Source organism: Nostoc sp. GT001, from assembly GCF_030382115.1.
Lineage (GTDB): Bacteria > Cyanobacteriota > Cyanobacteriia > Cyanobacteriales > Nostocaceae > Nostoc.
In genome coordinates this window covers 138,343-154,715 of sequence record NZ_JAUDRJ010000001.1, presented here as the reverse complement: position 1 = coordinate 154,715, position 16,373 = coordinate 138,343, and the positions used below count along the sequence as shown (strand labels likewise).

Here is a 16,373-nt window from a genome sequence, read left to right as displayed (position 1 = left end):
GTTNNNTTGGTTTGGTATCAGTAACTCGATTTAGTTGATTTAGTTTGTAAGTCTTTGGTATTGGGGGCGCTGGTGATTTACTCTCCTTCACCCTTATATTTAGTATTTTATAACGCATACCTGTAATTTGTCAATACTTTTTTATAACGCAGCGCAACTATTGTACGGTGCAGTTTATATCCCAAATTAAAGAAGATACGTCACCATTTAATGCAACACAAAGCTTTTGTAGGATTTCGGTACTAACAGTTATTTCTTTCGGCTTTTTAGGACGATTAACAAACAAATGTGGAGCTTCTAATTGCTGAATGTAAGTAGCAGATATACCTACTATCTCTGATAGTGCTTTCCGGCTATATCCAGCCTTTTCCCTTAATTCTCTTAATTTCTGAGCGTTTTCTTCATTCCAACGGAAAGATGCTACCGGAGTAACATCTATTTTTATCTTCATTTGTAAATCTACCTTGTTGTTATTGCGCTCACCTGTTGGCATTTAATGCTACTCGCTTTAATATATTGGTGTCAACCATAATTCAACCAAATAAACTCGTGTTACACCATAAATTTATGGTGCTAAAAGCTTTTGTCCTGGTTGATAATGCCCAAAATTATTTATGGACAATTGCTTTAGTGACAGATCGACTTAAGGCCGCTAAGGCTTTTCCTCCAACTTAGACTGGTATTCGACAGAAAAGCCATTGTCAATAACACCAAACGTCTTACGCTCCTTGAGCAGTGCCAGAGCAATCGCATACGCTTGTACATGATTGCTGATTGAGGGCAATGCCAGAGTGCGATGCCTGCGGCGGTAAACTATGCTTTGATTCTGGAACGATTGAAGTTTTTTGCAACCAGTTTTCAGACTGGGTTTGGTCATCGGGATCTCCCCGGCGGCTCCAGCGTTAGAAGTTTACTTCCGGCTATTCCGGTTTTAGCTCTGGCTACTTTAAATAGCGGCACTTCAGTTTTGGTTCGTCAATGTTCGTTGAATTAGTTTGCGATCCCTTTTTGCGTTCAGGTGCAGGCAGTTCGCTTTTCCTTTACAAGTAATTATTGCAACTATTAGTAGCATGGATTGAGCCAAGGCGATTGCTTGCTATATAATCCGTATTTCACCCTTTACGCACATGGCAGTTACAGCAAAGGCTTTAGTTCAAAAAAGCAACATTTCCACTCATCAGGTTTACATTTTTCAAAAACCCTCTGTTTTTCCCATTGGGTTATGGTGTTTTCTGAAATAAAGAAATGCCTCTTGTTGGCTATACCTCTCTCCTTGGCACAAGTGGCTCAGGGAGCGACTGGTTTTGTGGATACGGTAATGATGGGTTGGCTAGGAAGCCAGACCATTGCATCTGGAGGTTTAGGAGCTAATATCTTTAGCTTTTGCCTGCTACTGTTTACTGGTATTGTTTCTGCTGTTAGCCCCTTAGCTGCCCAAGCATACGGATCTGGAAATCAAAAGAAAGTCGGGACAATTGCACGGCTGGGACTAGGGATATCTCTGATACTAGCTATACCAATTGCTTTACTATTTTGCAATGGAGGTAGTTTACTCCTGCTGCTAGGGCAGGATGCTAACACAGCAGCATTAGCACAAACTTATTTAAGAGCGATCGCACTGGGTTTCATTCCTGCTTTAGGCTTTGCGGTACTTAAAAGTTTTCTTTCTGCTCTGTTGCAACCGCGATTAGTGATGGTGACTGTAGTTTTAGGTACTTTGCTCAACATCGCTGCTAACTATGTACTGATGTTTGGCAAGCTGGGTTTTCCAGCAATGGGTTTAGCTGGTATCGGTTGGGCAAGCACATTCTCACTTTGGAGTATGTTTATTGCTTTGACAGTTTATATATGCAATAAACCTCAATTTGCAGTGTATGGTATTTTTCAACCCTCACTCTACAAAGCTTTTACCTTAGAACATCGCCATATCATTGGCGAGATTTTTCAGGTTGGGCTGCCCATCGGCGGACTGATTGCAGTAGAAGTAGGACTGTTCACTGTCGTCACTTTCTTGATCGGGCAATTAGGAACAAATGCCCTTGCTGCTCATCAAATTGCTTTACAAACTATTTCTATGTCGTTCCAGATTGCACTGGGCGTTTCTATTGCGACAACAATTCGTGTTGGGCAGTTAGCCGGACAAAATGACTTAGCTGGCACTCGTCTGGCTGGATATGTCGGCATTGTCATTGCAGCTTTATCTATGGCTGTAGCAGCCATTGCATTTTGGTTAGCGCCAAAGTCGATTATTTCTCTTTACATTGACATTAACGACCAGAACAATGCACAAGTGGTTGCTCTGGCAGCGAAATTGCTGGGAGTCGCGGCAATTTTTCAAATAGTTGACGGTGTGCAAGTGACTGCGGCGGGAGCATTACGCGGACTTAAAGACACTCGAATCCCCATGTTGATTGGAATTTTTGCTTATTGGTGTGTTGGCTTACTCACTGGTTATACTTTTGGAATCACGTCAGGCTATGGAGCTATTGGTCTTTGGTGGGGATTGGCTATTGGTTTAGCCCTCGCTGCAATAATCTTGACTTGGCGCTTTAGCACCAGAGCAACTAATTACTGAGGAACACCGATGAATTATCTGTAGCTGTTGGTGAACTACGGCTACGTTTCGTTTGCTGGTGACTGGTAAATCTGACGCAATTCGGCAATTGTCGCGGCTGTTTTGATTCCTTCTTTAATTGCCCGTAATTGTTCAATATCTGACAGTAAGGAAATTTCTGACATCAGGCTTAAGGACTCAGCACCAAATTTGAGTTCTAAACCTAACTCAATTCCTTCGAGTAATCCTAACCGAATACCACTGCGTTCAAAAGAAGTCACATACTGCATACGTTGTTCCGCCTCTAATTGTTCTACTTCTAGTTGAAATTCTCGCTCTAAATCTTGGGGCAGTGTCAATACCCAGTCTACAAAAGCTAACAAATTTAGAACATCTTCTCGCTCAAACCCTTGCTGGTACAACTTCCTCACTAAACTAAGTTTCTGCTGCTTACGCTGTAACCTGTCGTTGCGCGTTTGCACTGCTGCTAGGTGTGCCATAACCACAGTTGCCAAGGGGTTACGGCTGGCTTCCAGTTCAGATTGCCTTTGTTGATAGTCTATCAACTTGATCACAGGAAATTGGAAATTTACCATACAGCCAAATAATTCATAACCAAATTGATTCGGTCGCCAGTTAGTACGCTCATCACCAAGGATTGCTAATGATGCAACCGGACGCTTGTATCTATCGTAGATGCGGTAGTTGTAAGTGAACATCCTCTCGCTAAAGTCGAACTCTGACTGAGATTGGATTTCCAGGTGTACAAGTACCCATGCTTCATCTCCTCCAAGACGATAAATTTTTACCAATTTATCCGCAAGGCGTTTTCCTAACTCGGCATCACGCACTACCTGCTGTAATTCCTGGTCTAAAAATTCCGGCTGTTGTGTCCAATCAATTTCTGCATGGGCTTGAGGGAAGAAGAATTGCATGAATTCTTCAAAGTACAGTTGTAGTATCTGTTTCCAAGGGCTATCAAATTCAGTTTGTGGGTTGTTATCGCTCATGGTGCAAAAGCTGAAATACTATAATAGTACATTAGTCCTATCGCCCCATCTTTAATTAATTGGAGCTAGATACATGAAACAGGTAGTCAGACAAGTTAAAGAACGCAATAAGATTGAGCTTCAATTACAAAATATTCAGTATGAACTTTGGAGATTAGATGATTCTGAATATAGAAAACTTAGGCAAAATAGCCTTGACATTAAAGATGACTCCAATTTCTTCAGGGAACTCTATTTTTCCGAATTATTAAGTGAAGATAAACTTAACCTAGCAGAATTGTTTATCACTTTAACGTCCCTCTTTGGAGATAGTAGCGATTTATTTGATCAGGACAGAGGTTCATTTTACTTTCCCATATTACTAGTGATCAAAAAGGAGATAAATACTTTTTTCTACTTCATACGTATTTTTGACTCTCGTGGTTGGATTTGCTACCAAACATCTAAACTGTTTGAGAATGAAGCAGATGTTGATAAAAACAGAATTCAAAATGAACCCTTTGAGCAAGAATTCTCTCGACAGGAAATTAATAATTTTTGGAGCTATATCTACAGATATCTTACTGAATATTTTCACTCGATAAAATTAAATATTAGCGTTGAACCTTTTCTCAAAAGAATTGATTCTAATTTTATACTTTATGGTTATTACGATCATCAATATTTTGAGGAAGGATATGAATGTGAAGAATTATATCGGGCGAGAATCCAGCATTTCAATTCAGTTGGTATTCATGCTTGGCCACCACAAAATATAAAATCTATCTTACAAACTATTATTAGTGAAATCGCTGATAAATAGTTGCGTTTACCCACATAGCAGTGAATAAAAAAAGTTGCCTCTAATAGCTGATTTTGATACTCTGGTATATCTGTAAATTATATAATTGCTTTTTCAGTTACACAGCCGTAAAGCAGTTATATATACTATTGGTTTTATCTATACGCGATTACCTTTGGTACTGAAATTTAACACAATCACTTGACCTAAACTACTGTAATTGTAGCAATCTCACAACAAGAACCGATATGAAACATTTCCATCCTCATTTACTTCAAAATCAGCACTAAGCTCCTTAGCTTTCTCATCTAAATACTGTTTAGCAAACTGAGTTGATATCTGAGCGTTTTTCGCCAGTAGCAATACTGTTATTTTCCCAGAGTTGTTTTCAAGTAATTCTAAAAACACTAACTCAATTCGTTTTTGTTCTGATTCAAGCAGTAATCCTTGTTCTCTTTTATGATGCTTTATTAAAGACCAACTCAACCACCCACCCATAGCTGTTGACGGAATAGTAAAAATAATTAAAGCAGCTACAGCACCTTCTTTATCTTTAGGGGTAGTTTTAGGATTAATCATTTCCAGAATCATCAAAATAGAAAATGGAATCCCAAATCCCAGAAAAAACAATGCTAAAAGTTTTTTAATTAATCTCATATAACTTTTCCCCTTCTACCGTTCACATCCAATGCCATCACCATCTCGGTCAAACCCATGAGGATCAGGTGGCAGCACTTTAAACCTTCGTTGGCTAATATCTCGGCAATTTAAATCTGGTGAATTCTTTGGAATGCAAAAATCTGGGTAAGAGGGATCGCAGTTATTCTGTTGCTGCGGTTGGATCGCCTGTGAAGTTGTCTTTTGGGTAGCTCTGTGGCGGAAGTCCCAAGGCATCACAGGATTAGCCTGACTCCAAAATGCTAAACGCTGTTGTTTAGCGGTGTTTTCACCCTGCAACAAGCTATCTTTAGACTCTGGACAGCCTTTGAGATACTGGCGATAGACCACAGCTTGCCCTTCTTCCACCATACTCACGTTGACACTACGATTACCAACAAACACCTCTGCAACCAAGCGCTTGTATTTGTCAGTTTCAATAGCACGTAGGGTAATTCCTTGTCCCACTGGTAACAACTGGTTGTTACAAAGTTTTATCGTGGGGTTCATCTGTCTTCTTAAAATTAAGAGTGAAAGCAAACCAACTTCCGTATTGACTATCAAATTGAAATCCGGCAGCCTCAGTCAAACGGCGAACGACGCTGTAGGGTTGATAGTGGGGATCGGGAATCACTTCGGTGATGGAAAGTAACCCACCCGGTTTTAGTGCAGTAAATATTTGATGCAGCGCAGCCTCGCGATCTGAAATTTCACCCAAGACCGTTACAAGTAAAGCGCGGTCAAACACATTTTTTTCTAATTCATCCTGGTCTATTCTGCTGAGTAATATCTGCACATTCGTTAAGTGCTTTGCAGCAACTCGCTTTTTAACCTCTTCCAGCATTGCTGGCTGACCGTCTAGAGCTACTACTGCCCCGTTTGGCATTACTCTTTCAGCCGCAGGAATAGTCACTCGCCCTGAGCCACATCCTACATCCAATATCTGCATTCCAGGAGCCAGATTGAGCCGCTCTAAAATTGTTGAACTACTAGCAACCGCATTCATATAGGGATTTTCTAGCAACCAGGCTAACCAGACAGGAAAGGGTAAAAAGCGAACACGTACAGCCCCTCGCCACCAGAAGCCAACCCCAACCAAGAGTAAAAGTAACACGGCGGTGTCTAGAAAAATTGTTTTCACATCCTGCACCTCTTTCGTTAAGTCCTATTTCATTCCAGCTTTAACCCGTAGTAACTTTTGCTTAGTCAGGTAGCGGCATTTTGCGTAAGCCCAAACGGGCAACGATAAAGAGAATCAGCCCCAAGAACGCAATCATCAGCATCGAAAACCAAATGCCGCGCTAGCCTGTTCCACGCACAAACGCATCGCGGCTAATTTGGATGAAATACCGCGCTAGAACAATGTCAAAATGGTTTAACTTTATCTGTACTGTATATTGTCGGCTCAACAAATGCAAAGTAGACTTTTATTGTGGTGGTAAGAGTGATCGTTTCTCTAATTGATGCCGCCGTCACCTAATCATGGCGTTTTTGATTTTCGTGCTGACTTTGGTGGCGTTCGATGTACGCCAAAATATTTCTCGCTACAATAGCGCAACCATACCCGCAACACTTGCGGAATCTGCTCTTTTTCTTCCTTGCTCAAAGTGTTGTAAAGAGCTAAGGCGCGATCGCGTTCACTACGACAGGCAGCGTTGTTGTGAGCATCCCAATAGGTACGGGCTACCCGAATTCACCGACAAACTTCTTTAATCAGCCCCTCTCTTGTAAGTGGAACGTCTGACTTTGCCATACTCAGATGTTTTAATGGAACAGTCACAGTTTTGTTACCAATTCTCACACGTATGGTGTCACCGTCGCCTACGCTTACAACTGTGGCGGTAAGATTGTTGGCAAATACAGGTAACGACATTTGAGCTACAAGCAGAACGCTAATTGCAACAAAGGGAATTTTCTGAAGCATCTGTAGTAATAATCACTATATAATACTTATCATGCCCAGACAACTAATTAAAAGTAGCTAATAAAACCAGTAACATTAGATTAATAACCCAAATTGTTAGTTAAGTTGGTGCTGCTCTTTTGTCGCAACTGAGTAATCGTCATACACTAACATTGACTAAATCAACATCAGCAAGCCATATTGTTCTGCTTTGGGCAGACACTTCTTCTAAAATTGGAGAGCGCCACTCTACCCCATAAAGCCAATTATCTTTGAGGCTAAAAATTCCTTGAATAATACGGCGTGTCGGCTGTTCACCGAAATCAACCTCAACTATATCCCCCAATTTAAAAGCTGGAGTAGAAACAGTGGACTTTTCTAGTAGATTTGTTCTATGAAATTCTTGTTCAGCTAAGTAGAGAGTTTCACTCTGGCAAACAATTGCATAAATCCATTGCTGTCTTTCCCACTGAACACCACAGCAGTAGCCTGACAAGTCTGAGATTGGCAACAAAACTTTTTCTAACATTCTTACTGCTACTGGAGGCATGGTCTGACCCCACTCAGGAGAAATATGCCAACAGGATTCTAAAGCGGTAATTTGGTTAATCATCTGGGAATGTAGTTCTCTTTTTTATACATACACTCCCTTGGAGCAGTCTGATCCGGAATATAATTTAAATTTCGGTAAGCTAAGGCAACAGATGGGAATTCAAACCCAATCAATTCGAGAGCCTCCCAATTTGAGAAGACTTTACTGATACACTAATTCGTAACTAAGATAAAATTATTTTCGCAGTAGCGATTGCCTGCTCCACACTCTCCACAATATAAACATTTTCTGGCGACAGTTTTTTAAAGAAAAGTTTACTTTCTTGGTCATTATTCAACAAAATTACTTGCTTATTTGCCTTCAAAGCTAGAGCAATTTCTGAAGCGGTTCCTGCACCCATTCCGCAAGCAATTACCAGATCACTGGTAAGAACGTTAATATTGTTTCTAGAATTACCCATGCCTGTGAAAATAGCAATATCCACCCAAGAGGACATACCATCCTGATTTTCACCTGGAAGAATACCAATAGTTAAACCATCAGCAGATTTGGCACCTTTACTTACTGCATCCATTACCCCTACATTTCTACCACCAGTGAGTAAAACCCATCCTTGTTTGGCAATAAATTGACCTAATATATAAGCATTTTGTAAATCATTTGCTGTCGCATTTTCTCCTCTCCCCATAACCCCAATAATAATTCTTCGCATAAAATTTCAGATGATACTGGTTTTGGGCGACAAGTCCTGGCTAGTTTGCTTTAGAAATCAGAGTTTTCGTAGTCAGATTGTCTAAATGTTCGCAACTCATAGGAATTTGAATGACACGTTAATCAAAGTATAGATTAGTGCAGGAAAACTTTTCTTTAATACAGCGATTGCTGCGCTCAACACCTGCCGCAGATATTCAAATGCGAACAGCGCCTCAATTCTAAAGAAAGGCTGTAAGGCTTCTGCAAAGCTTTGCAATACAACCACAATTTTAATTAGATATCAATATTTATCTGTTCTATCTGTCTAGCAGCTTTATCCCAAAGCTTTGCAGAAGTCTCATCTTTCCAATGATTTCTGAGATTTTCTGCTTTTTTATGACTGATTCGTTTTAACATTTCTAGAACTGCGGCTAATGTTAATTGATCAACAATTGCCTCTAAAGACTCCATATATTCTTTTGTCATAACTAACCTCTTGAATAACAATACCTGCTCAGATGGTACTAAAATCAAGTCTCCCCAATTCTTTAAGCAATCACTCAATGCAATAAAGAAAGCAAACCGTCATCACTCCAGGAAGGTGATAACTTCATCCAATCGGGAACGAGCGAGAAAGAATCTAGTACGCGCCCATGAAAATATAGTTAACCGCAGAACTGATTGGTTTTGGAAGTTAGCGCATGACTTGACCGATAAATTTGATGTGCTGTGTTTTGAGACGCTAAACCTCAAAGGGATGAAGCGTCTATGGGGAAGAAAGGTTAGTGACTTAGCACTTAGAGACTTCTTGGATATCTTAGAGTGGGTAGCGCATAAGAAGGGTAAAGCCGTTGTCTATATTGACCAGTGGTATCCTTCTAGTAAAACTTGCTCCTGTTGTGGCCACATCTTAGAAAAATTGGATTTATCGGTCAGAGAATGGCGTTGTCCATCATGTCAGTCTGTGAATGGGCGTGATGACAACGCATCTAAAAATATTCAAACCGTTGGGGCATCAATGGTTAGGTTAGGCGACGTAAGACGGTCGGAGAATGCAATCGCTGTTTGAGCCTAGAATCCCACGACTTTAACGAAGTGGAGTCGTGGGAGTATGTCAATGTTGTGCATAACCTAATTATATGGACACGATTAAATACGTTCTGACTGAAAACCAAATGCCAAAAGCTTGGTACAACATCCAAGCTGATTTGCCACAAACCTTACCACCAGTTTTAAATCCTGCTACTGGTAAGCCAATTACACCAGATGAATTATTACCTTTGTTTCCATTGGCACTGATTGAGCAAGAAGTTAGCCAACAAAGATGGATTGAGATACCAGATGCAGTCCGCTCTATTTATTGCCAGTGGCGACCAACTCCTCTTTATCGTGCCCGTCGTTTAGAACAAGCTTTAGATACGCCTGCCAAAATTTACTACAAATATGAGGGTGTTAGTCCCTCTGGAAGCCACAAACCGAATACTGCGGTCGCCCAAGCATACTACAATAAACAAGCTGGAGTCAAAAAGCTAACTACTGAAACGGGAGCCGGACAGTGGGGATCATCTCTAGCTTTTGCTGGTGCGCTATTCGGTTTAGAAGTCTTAGTTTATATGGTAAAGGTTAGCTACCAGCAAAAGCCTTACCGCCGAGCTTTAATGGAAACCTACGGCGCGAGGGTCGTTGCTAGCCCAAGTACTCAAACCCAAGCCGGACGTAAAATTCTTGCACAAAATCCCAATAGTAATGGCAGTTTGGGGATTGCTATTAGTGAAGCTGTAGAAGTAGCTGCTGCTGATGAACAAACTAAGTATGCTTTAGGTAGTGTTCTCAATCATGTACTGCTACATCAAACTGTGATTGGTCAAGAAGCATTGACTCAATTAGAAATGGCAGGAGATTATCCTGATATTGTTATTGGCTGCACTGGTGGCGGTAGCAACTTTGCCGGAATTGCCTTCCCATTTCTCGGTGCTAAACTGCGAGGAGAACGAGATATACAAGTAATAGCTGTCGAACCTGCTGCTTGTCCATCATTGACTCGTGGAAAATATGCTTACGATTTTGGTGATACTGCCCACTTAACCCCACTTACCAAAATGCATACTTTAGGTAGTAGTTTTGTTCCCGAAGGAATTCATGCTGGAGGCTTGCGTTATCACGGTATGGCTCCCCTTGTTAGCCACATTGTGAATTTGGGATTAGTTGAATCACGTGCTGAATACCAACTCGCTTGCTTTGCTGCTGGATTAACTTTTGCCCGCGCAGAAGGAATTTTACCAGCACCAGAAGCTAATCATGCTGTCAAAGCAACAATTGACGAGGCTCTGCGTTGTAAAGAAGAAGATGTTACTAAAACTATCCTGTTTAACCTTTGCGGTCATGGACATTTTGATATGCAAGCTTATATCGATTATCAAGCTGGACGGCTTGTTGATACTGAATATAGTGCAGAAGAAGTAGCAATGGCTCTGGCAGGATTACCTGTAGTTGATTAGTGACCCAACAATTCCCTTTTTCTTTGTGACGCTCGAAACAACCATACAGTCGAACTAACAAGCGATCGCTTGGAACAGACAGTAAACTGATACTATGCCGAAACTTCCAGAGTGCGATCGCTGTCTCTTATACTCACATAATCCTCACCTTGTCTGTACCGTCCACCCTAATGGATCAGTTGCTGACAGATGCTTGGACTTTCGAGAAGACCCCAACGCCGAACCAGTAGAACTATGGGAACCAGAAGGAGCCACTTATTACAACGGCGAGTTAATTGTGCAACCACAACAGAGGTGGACACAACAGCAAAAACTGGAGTTACTTGATTGGCATCCGATGTTTACTGGTAGATGTCCCCAGTGTAGTGCTGAATTTGATCGGGACTGGTCAGCACGGGTGCATTGGGACTGTCAAAATCCAGAGTGCGGATGGATGGATGATACTGTTTAGAGCGTTCATCGCAGACGTTGGCGTAGCCATCGCTCTAACTACTTCCTTGCGCTTAATGCCTGTTGACTTAATTGCATCACAATATTTTGGGGCAATGGATCTATGACAGCATCAGTCGGCAGAGATTTAATAAAAGCTGTTACCTCTTCCCCAGTTTTGTATTTCCCTTCACTCCAAGCATCAGCAATCTGTTTAGCTATTTTATTAGCATCCTCTCGCTGATTTCTCCATTCGCTACAGCTTCGATAACTACTGACAAAAAAGCACTGATGATTTCATCAGCTTGCTTTTTTGTGATGTTGGTCTTTGCTGCTACAGCATCTACTAATTCGCCTTTGTTCATAAATCACCTTGAAGTCTTGTTTTGAAAAGGAAATTTACTTTACCATTACTACCTTTTGTGAGGATAGGGGGAAAACGACTAACAATCAAGCAGCACACGAAAGTTAACAATGCACGCCTATTGCTGTGGCGACTTTCAATTAAGGGCAAAACCAGTTGAGTTTTGAGTTTCAGGAGAGCATCTACTACAGTACTTTTATTGCTGACCACGAATGCTGTATAAACAAATTATCAATGACCCAATTATTAAACTTTGCCTTGTGAGCAACTTTTACCCTTGATTTTTTAATCTAGCTTTAAATCAGTCAAGTTGCCACTCATTCAATTCTAACGCACACTTACCTGATATCCATCTTAAAAATGAGGGCACATCTGCCCTCATGTAAACTTTTGACTTTTAAGTATTGCCCTACATCCGCTAACCTTGCAGTTTTATAACTAGAACTTACTTGTTCGGTTCGCTGCACTGTGTAAAGTCAGCGCAGTCAGAATAGTTTACAGCTACTATAAATACTCAACTTCGACAGCAAAATCACCTATTAGTACAAATGTATTATAGTAGTAGTAGCGAAACACAAGCACAAGCTCAACTAGACTCATTTCTTAAAAAAAGATACTCTGGCTACCATTGGAAACTTTCTCGCCCAATGCTCTCACAGCTTGGGGCAACATCTCATTTATCACCACACCTGACTTTTGGGACTATTTCAACTCGCACTGTTTACCAAAGTACTAAAGCCTTAGCAGAAGAATTAAAAGCTCAACCCAAAGCAGAATTTTCCCTCAAAACATTTCGAGACCGTTTGCGTTGGCATGATAGTTTTACGCAGCGACTCTATTTCCATCCAGAAATTGCTTACGCTAACCGTTATCCAGAATTTGATCAACTATATACCCCATCAGCGTTATCAGGAAGTTATTATCCACAACCAATTTTAGATTGGTCAAAGACGCGTAAAGTTAATGGCAAAGTTGTTTCTGACTTACGAAAGCTAACCAAACAGCGATTATTAAGCCAAGGTGGAGATGAATACGATAGTGCAATCGCTGCTAAAGAAACAGTTGAGAAATACTGGCAGCATAAAGACAGAGAGTACAAAGAATATTAACAAAAGCTTACTGAGTTGTAGGAATAAAGATTTTCTCACTATTGAGATGTACGCAGTTTTTTCAAAAATCAAATAGGATTAATTATGGTTGGTCATTTACTCAAAAGCTCCCAACAAAAGGGAAGTATATGGCATCCTCATTGCATAATAGACGGAAGCGCTGTATCCGCCCAATTAAATTCACTCATAAGTTGTTTTCGAGATGAAAAATCAAGAGAGTTAGGTGGGCGCTATTGTTTTGTTAGAGTGCGATGTCTGCGACGGGCAACTCTTGGAAACGCTGCGCGATCGCCTCCTAGAAAATACAAGCGACGAAAAATTAAACGAGGTAGAGGAGCGATCGCTTTCGGTGGGCGGGTACGCCATCGCACAGACTATCAACTCAGTTAAAACTACAAATAAAGTGGTAATTATGAGCGTTTTGGACAAACATTTAGATTTTCTACGGAATGACGCTCTGATACATGATGATAGTCAATCAAAGTTAGCATTAAATACTAATGAACCGTCAGTTGATAGTACGATGTAGCGATAGTTACGTGGAGCCGAACGCCAAAATTGCCCCAATTGCTTGATGTTGTAGCCATTGGGTACATTAATTTCAAAATAACCGTGTTCTGGAACCCAGCCAATCCACATACCATTGTTCACTTGAGTGTAGCCCATTCTATTCCAGAACAAATTGCGGATTGATCGCTCTTGCGCCTCGCTAATGGGTACACGCACCTGTCGCCAAGATGGACGGCCAGCATTCCGCAGAGCTTCACGAGGCAAGTTGGAGGGTAGCGATCGTCAGTCAATACTGCTCGGTTAAGGATTTTGAACTCGGAATTAGGTTGAGGGAAAAGGTTAAAGGGTAAAGGTTAAAGGTTTTTTCTTTCCCTTTTCCCCTTCCCCTTTTCCCCAAAACCCGACAAGTATTGGATCGTCAGTAGCAATAATTTTGAGCGATGCCGTTCGCGGAGCGTCTCGTAGAGAAGGCGACAAGCTAGGCATTTATCGGGACTTAAACATTTTTGAGGCACAAACAATCCTCAAACCCATACAGGGCAAGAAAAATACACTAAATGCTCAAAAATGCTTAAAACCCAGATATATCAAGAGACTAGACAAAACGATGCCAAAGTCTCTCTGTATATAAATTTGAGGCTTTTTTCTGGCTACTTTTGTCTAAGTCCTACTAGCAAAATTCCCGCAAGTGAAAATGACACAGCAAACCCAAATATTAGAGAATCTGCTTTCTCCTCAGTTATTGAGAGTGAAAAACTTGGCACAATAATTATAGATTATGCACTAATGACTATGAACCAAAAAGATATAGTTGTAATTGGTAGTGGTATAGGGGGGTTGAGTTGTGCTGCTGTTTTAGCGCGATATGGCTTTGATGTGACTGTTTGTGAGAGTCATACAATTGCTGGTGGAGCGGCGCACAGTTTTGAACGTCAAGGATTTAAGTTTGATAGTGGCCCTTCTCTTTACTCTGGGTTGTCTTACACTCCTTCCGTTAACCCTTTAAGACAAGTGCTAGATGTAATTGGTGTGGAGTTGCCATGTGTGACTTATGATACTTGGGGTTGTCGGCTACCAGAAGGTGATTTTGATACATTTGTGGGTGCAGAACAGTTTTGTGAAGTGCTGGCAAGGCTGCGAGGTGAAGATGCAGTGTCCCAATGGCGACGCTTGCAAGCGGTGATGACACCACTAGCCGCAGCTGCTCTCGCTCTGCCTGCATCTGCATTACGTTTAGATATAGGTGCAGCTTTGACTATCAGTAAATTTGCTCCATCATTAGCTAAACATACTGCCAATATTCTCAAGTTAACGGGGTCTTTTGACCGGATCATGAATGGTGTTGTCCATGACCCCTTTATTATTAACTGGTTGAACTTGTTGTGTTTTCTCCTCTCTGGACTACCAGCATCAGAAACTAACGCCGCCGAAGTCGCATTTATGTTTGCGGAGTGGTACAAACCAGGAGTAGCGTTAGATTACCCTATTGGTGGGAGCGGTGCTTTAGTCAATGCACTGGTGCAAGGGTTAGAAAAACATGGCGGGAAATTAATGTTAGGCTCTCATGTTGAGCAAGTTTTGGTAGAAGGTAAACGTGCGGTAGGTGTCAAACTGCGAAATGGGGAAGAAATTCGGGCGCGGCGAGCAGTTGTTTCTAATGCTTCAGTATGGGATACGTTAAAACTATTACCAGAAGGAGCAGTACCAAACAAATTCCGCAGCCAACGCCAAGCCATACCAGAGTGTGATAGTTTTATGCACTTGCATCTTGGTATTGATGCTCAAGGTTTACCAGCAGATTTAGCTTGTCATTATATTGTGGTTAATGATTGGCAATTGGGCATTACTGCACCGCAAAATGTTGTGGTGGTATCAATACCCTCAATTCTTGACCCATCCCTTGCACCCCCAAGTAAACACGTAATTCACGTTTACACTCCCGGTAATGAACCTTACGCACTTTGGCAAGGACTAGATAGGAGAAGCCAAGAATATGAGCAACAAAAGCGATCGCGCGCCGAGGTGATGTGGCAAGCTTTAGAACGAATCATCAGCGATATCCGCACCCGTTGCGAAATCACTCTGGTTGGTACACCCCTCACCCACGAACGTTTTTTACGCCGCCATCATGGTTCCTATGGCCCGGCAATTTCTGCCGCTAAAGGTTTATTTCCTGGTCACGGTACACCTTTAGCGGGGTTGATGTGCTGCGGTGACTCCACATTCCCCGGCATCGGTTTACCCGCCGTCGTCGCTAGTGGGATGATTGTTGCTAATACCCTGGCTCCTTTGAGTAAGCATTTAGCTATGTTGGAGGAGATAGGTTAAGATTATGCTTTCTTAATATTGCAACAACAGATATAGCAACATGAAGCCATTATGGAGAACTCCCATAATCTTAACTGCGNNNTTTACCGCCGCAGGCATCGCTGGAACTATCATCACCGCTATCTTGATTTTCCAAAAGACTAAACAGCCATCCATCGCACTCACCGAAGAATGGACAGCTACACAAGTGATAGATGGGGACAGCATCACAGTCCGCCAAACCGATGGCAGCCAAATCGAAGTTGAGCTTTGTGGAATTGATGCCCCACAAGTGAAACAAGGTGAAGTGCCAGCGCAAGCATTCAGCAATGAAGCAAAACAGAAACAACTCTTGCTAATTGCTGCCGATAAGCAACTGTTGATTATTCCAGTGGCAAAAGACAGCGATGGGCGCACTGTTGCTGAAGTCATGGTTCGCGGACAGGGTGAGGCTGAGATTAGTTTTCAGGAAGAATTACTCAAGAGTGGTTTGGCTAAAACGCGGCTTGGTGGGGTAGAATGCCCGAATCAAATAGCTTTCGAGAATGCTCAGGGATTAGCGATCGCTTCTAAAACTGGAGTGTGGAGTCAGGTCAAATAAAATCAGCTTTCAAATTTCAAATTGAGTGCTAAGAAGATTTTTTCACACCAGCTAATATAAGAGTGAGCGCAACTTCTAAAAAATGGCGATCGCGAATGGCTATTAAAACTCCATTAATGAGTATTTGAGACTTGTGAATAAGGAAGCTTGGGAAATAGCGATCGCTCGTTCAGCGTAAAACAATAGCACTTTCCCTACCTCCTCTTGACAAATTCTGTTTTTGCTTAACTTGTCACAAAATGAACATACTTTGCGGCAATGACAACGGCTTTTTCAAAGTCTGCGGGATTCACAATGCCCAAAAGAGAACGTTTTTCCTCATTCAAAGGTAAATTTGGCGGAAATTACATTTCCAACTTTGGAAAGCAGAATGCGATCGCGTTTGTTGCATAATAAGCAAACAA

At 41.6% G+C, this 16,373-nt stretch carries 18 protein-coding genes and 3 pseudogenes; 9 read left to right on the top strand and 12 right to left on the bottom strand.

The window, feature by feature from the left end:
• Positions 1-157: 157 nt before the first annotated feature.
• The gene (locus QUD05_RS00795; RefSeq protein ID WP_190900474.1) at positions 158-493 is read right to left on the bottom strand and encodes a helix-turn-helix domain-containing protein; all 336 of its coding nucleotides are present in this window, start codon (positions 491-493) and stop codon (positions 158-160) included.
• Positions 494-652: 159 nt separating this feature from the next.
• Positions 653-877, bottom strand: a complete 225-nt coding sequence (locus QUD05_RS00790; RefSeq protein WP_289794529.1) for a hypothetical protein — start codon at positions 875-877, stop codon at positions 653-655.
• A gap of 375 nt (positions 878-1,252) precedes the next feature.
• Between QUD05_RS00790 and QUD05_RS00785 the strand changes: the two genes are divergently transcribed.
• Positions 1,253-2,575 (top strand): MATE family efflux transporter, encoded by a 1,323-nt coding sequence (locus QUD05_RS00785; RefSeq protein ID WP_289794528.1) that lies wholly within the window; start codon positions 1,253-1,255, stop codon positions 2,573-2,575.
• A 41-nt stretch (positions 2,576-2,616) separates the two neighbouring features.
• Here the strand turns inward: QUD05_RS00785 and QUD05_RS00780 are convergent, their stop codons facing one another.
• A complete protein-coding gene (locus tag QUD05_RS00780; RefSeq protein WP_289794527.1) occupies positions 2,617-3,564 on the bottom strand; it encodes an RpnC/YadD family protein in 948 nt (315 codons plus the stop codon).
• 73 nt (positions 3,565-3,637) lie between these two features.
• On the opposite strand from QUD05_RS00780, the gene QUD05_RS00775 reads away from it, so the two are divergent.
• Positions 3,638-4,366 (top strand): hypothetical protein, encoded by a 729-nt coding sequence (locus tag QUD05_RS00775; protein WP_289794526.1) that lies wholly within the window; start codon positions 3,638-3,640, stop codon positions 4,364-4,366.
• A gap of 210 nt (positions 4,367-4,576) precedes the next feature.
• Here QUD05_RS00775 and QUD05_RS00770 read toward each other — a convergent pair whose 3' ends face one another.
• The 7 genes and pseudogenes from QUD05_RS00770 to QUD05_RS00735 all read right to left on the bottom strand — a co-directional run bounded on the left by QUD05_RS00770 (position 4,577) and on the right by QUD05_RS00735 (position 8,637).
• Entirely contained in the window at positions 4,577-5,002 is a 426-nt protein-coding gene (locus tag QUD05_RS00770) for a hypothetical protein (RefSeq protein WP_289794525.1), read from the bottom strand.
• A 15-nt stretch (positions 5,003-5,017) separates the two neighbouring features.
• Positions 5,018-5,512: a thermonuclease family protein gene (locus QUD05_RS00765; RefSeq protein ID WP_289794524.1), complete on the bottom strand. Its 495-nt coding sequence runs from the start codon at positions 5,510-5,512 to the stop codon at positions 5,018-5,020.
• Positions 5,487-6,143, bottom strand: a complete 657-nt coding sequence (locus QUD05_RS00760) for a class I SAM-dependent methyltransferase (protein WP_289794523.1) — start codon at positions 6,141-6,143, stop codon at positions 5,487-5,489. Before QUD05_RS00760 ends, QUD05_RS00765 begins: the two co-directional genes overlap by 26 nt.
• A 339-nt stretch (positions 6,144-6,482) precedes the next feature.
• Positions 6,483-6,761: pseudogene (locus QUD05_RS00755) on the bottom strand (Precorrin-3B methylase).
• A 304-nt stretch (positions 6,762-7,065) separates the two neighbouring features.
• Complete coding sequence (locus QUD05_RS00745; protein ID WP_289794521.1) at positions 7,066-7,518, bottom strand: DUF1392 family protein; 453 nt, start codon at positions 7,516-7,518, stop codon at positions 7,066-7,068.
• A gap of 163 nt (positions 7,519-7,681) precedes the next feature.
• Entirely contained in the window at positions 7,682-8,170 is a 489-nt protein-coding gene (locus QUD05_RS00740) for a TIGR00725 family protein (protein ID WP_289794520.1), read from the bottom strand.
• A gap of 275 nt (positions 8,171-8,445) precedes the next feature.
• Positions 8,446-8,637, bottom strand: a complete 192-nt coding sequence (locus tag QUD05_RS00735; RefSeq protein WP_289794519.1) for a hypothetical protein — start codon at positions 8,635-8,637, stop codon at positions 8,446-8,448.
• On the opposite strand from QUD05_RS00735, the pseudogene QUD05_RS00730 reads away from it, so the two are divergent.
• From QUD05_RS00730 to QUD05_RS00720, 3 genes and pseudogenes are all read left to right on the top strand, one after another.
• Positions 8,597-9,220, top strand: a pseudogene (locus QUD05_RS00730) (RNA-guided endonuclease InsQ/TnpB family protein); the annotation flags it as partial. The gene QUD05_RS00735 and the pseudogene QUD05_RS00730 overlap by 41 nt on opposite strands.
• Before the next feature lie 70 nt (positions 9,221-9,290).
• On the top strand, positions 9,291-10,649 hold the full coding sequence (locus QUD05_RS00725) for a TrpB-like pyridoxal phosphate-dependent enzyme (RefSeq protein WP_289794518.1): 1,359 nt from the start codon (positions 9,291-9,293) through the stop codon (positions 10,647-10,649).
• Between the two features lie 94 nt (positions 10,650-10,743).
• A complete protein-coding gene (locus QUD05_RS00720; protein WP_289794517.1) occupies positions 10,744-11,100 on the top strand; it encodes a hypothetical protein in 357 nt (118 codons plus the stop codon).
• Positions 11,101-11,323: 223 nt separating this feature from the next.
• Here QUD05_RS00720 and QUD05_RS00715 read toward each other — a convergent pair.
• Positions 11,324-11,443: pseudogene (locus tag QUD05_RS00715) on the bottom strand (HU family DNA-binding protein); the annotation flags it as partial.
• A gap of 547 nt (positions 11,444-11,990) precedes the next feature.
• Here QUD05_RS00715 and QUD05_RS00710 point away from each other — a divergent pair.
• Both QUD05_RS00710 and QUD05_RS00705 read left to right on the top strand, forming a co-directional pair.
• Positions 11,991-12,551: a cryptochrome/DNA photolyase family protein gene (locus QUD05_RS00710; RefSeq protein WP_289794516.1), complete on the top strand. Its 561-nt coding sequence runs from the start codon at positions 11,991-11,993 to the stop codon at positions 12,549-12,551.
• Positions 12,552-12,774: 223 nt separating this feature from the next.
• On the top strand, positions 12,775-13,080 hold the full coding sequence (locus QUD05_RS00705) for a hypothetical protein (RefSeq protein WP_289794515.1): 306 nt from the start codon (positions 12,775-12,777) through the stop codon (positions 13,078-13,080).
• Here QUD05_RS00705 and QUD05_RS00700 read toward each other — a convergent pair.
• A complete protein-coding gene (locus tag QUD05_RS00700; RefSeq protein WP_289794514.1) occupies positions 13,026-13,325 on the bottom strand; it encodes a hypothetical protein in 300 nt (99 codons plus the stop codon). The two genes, QUD05_RS00705 and QUD05_RS00700, sit on opposite strands and share 55 nt — an antisense overlap.
• A 528-nt stretch (positions 13,326-13,853) precedes the next feature.
• Here QUD05_RS00700 and QUD05_RS00695 point away from each other — a divergent pair.
• Both QUD05_RS00695 and QUD05_RS00690 read left to right on the top strand, forming a co-directional pair.
• Positions 13,854-15,389, top strand: a complete 1,536-nt coding sequence (locus QUD05_RS00695) for a phytoene desaturase family protein (protein ID WP_289794554.1) — start codon at positions 13,854-13,856, stop codon at positions 15,387-15,389.
• Positions 15,390-15,429: 40 nt separating this feature from the next.
• Positions 15,430-15,969, top strand: coding sequence for a thermonuclease family protein (locus QUD05_RS00690; protein WP_289794513.1), 540 nt, complete (start codon positions 15,430-15,432; stop codon positions 15,967-15,969).
• Positions 15,970-16,373: the final 404 nt, after the last annotated feature.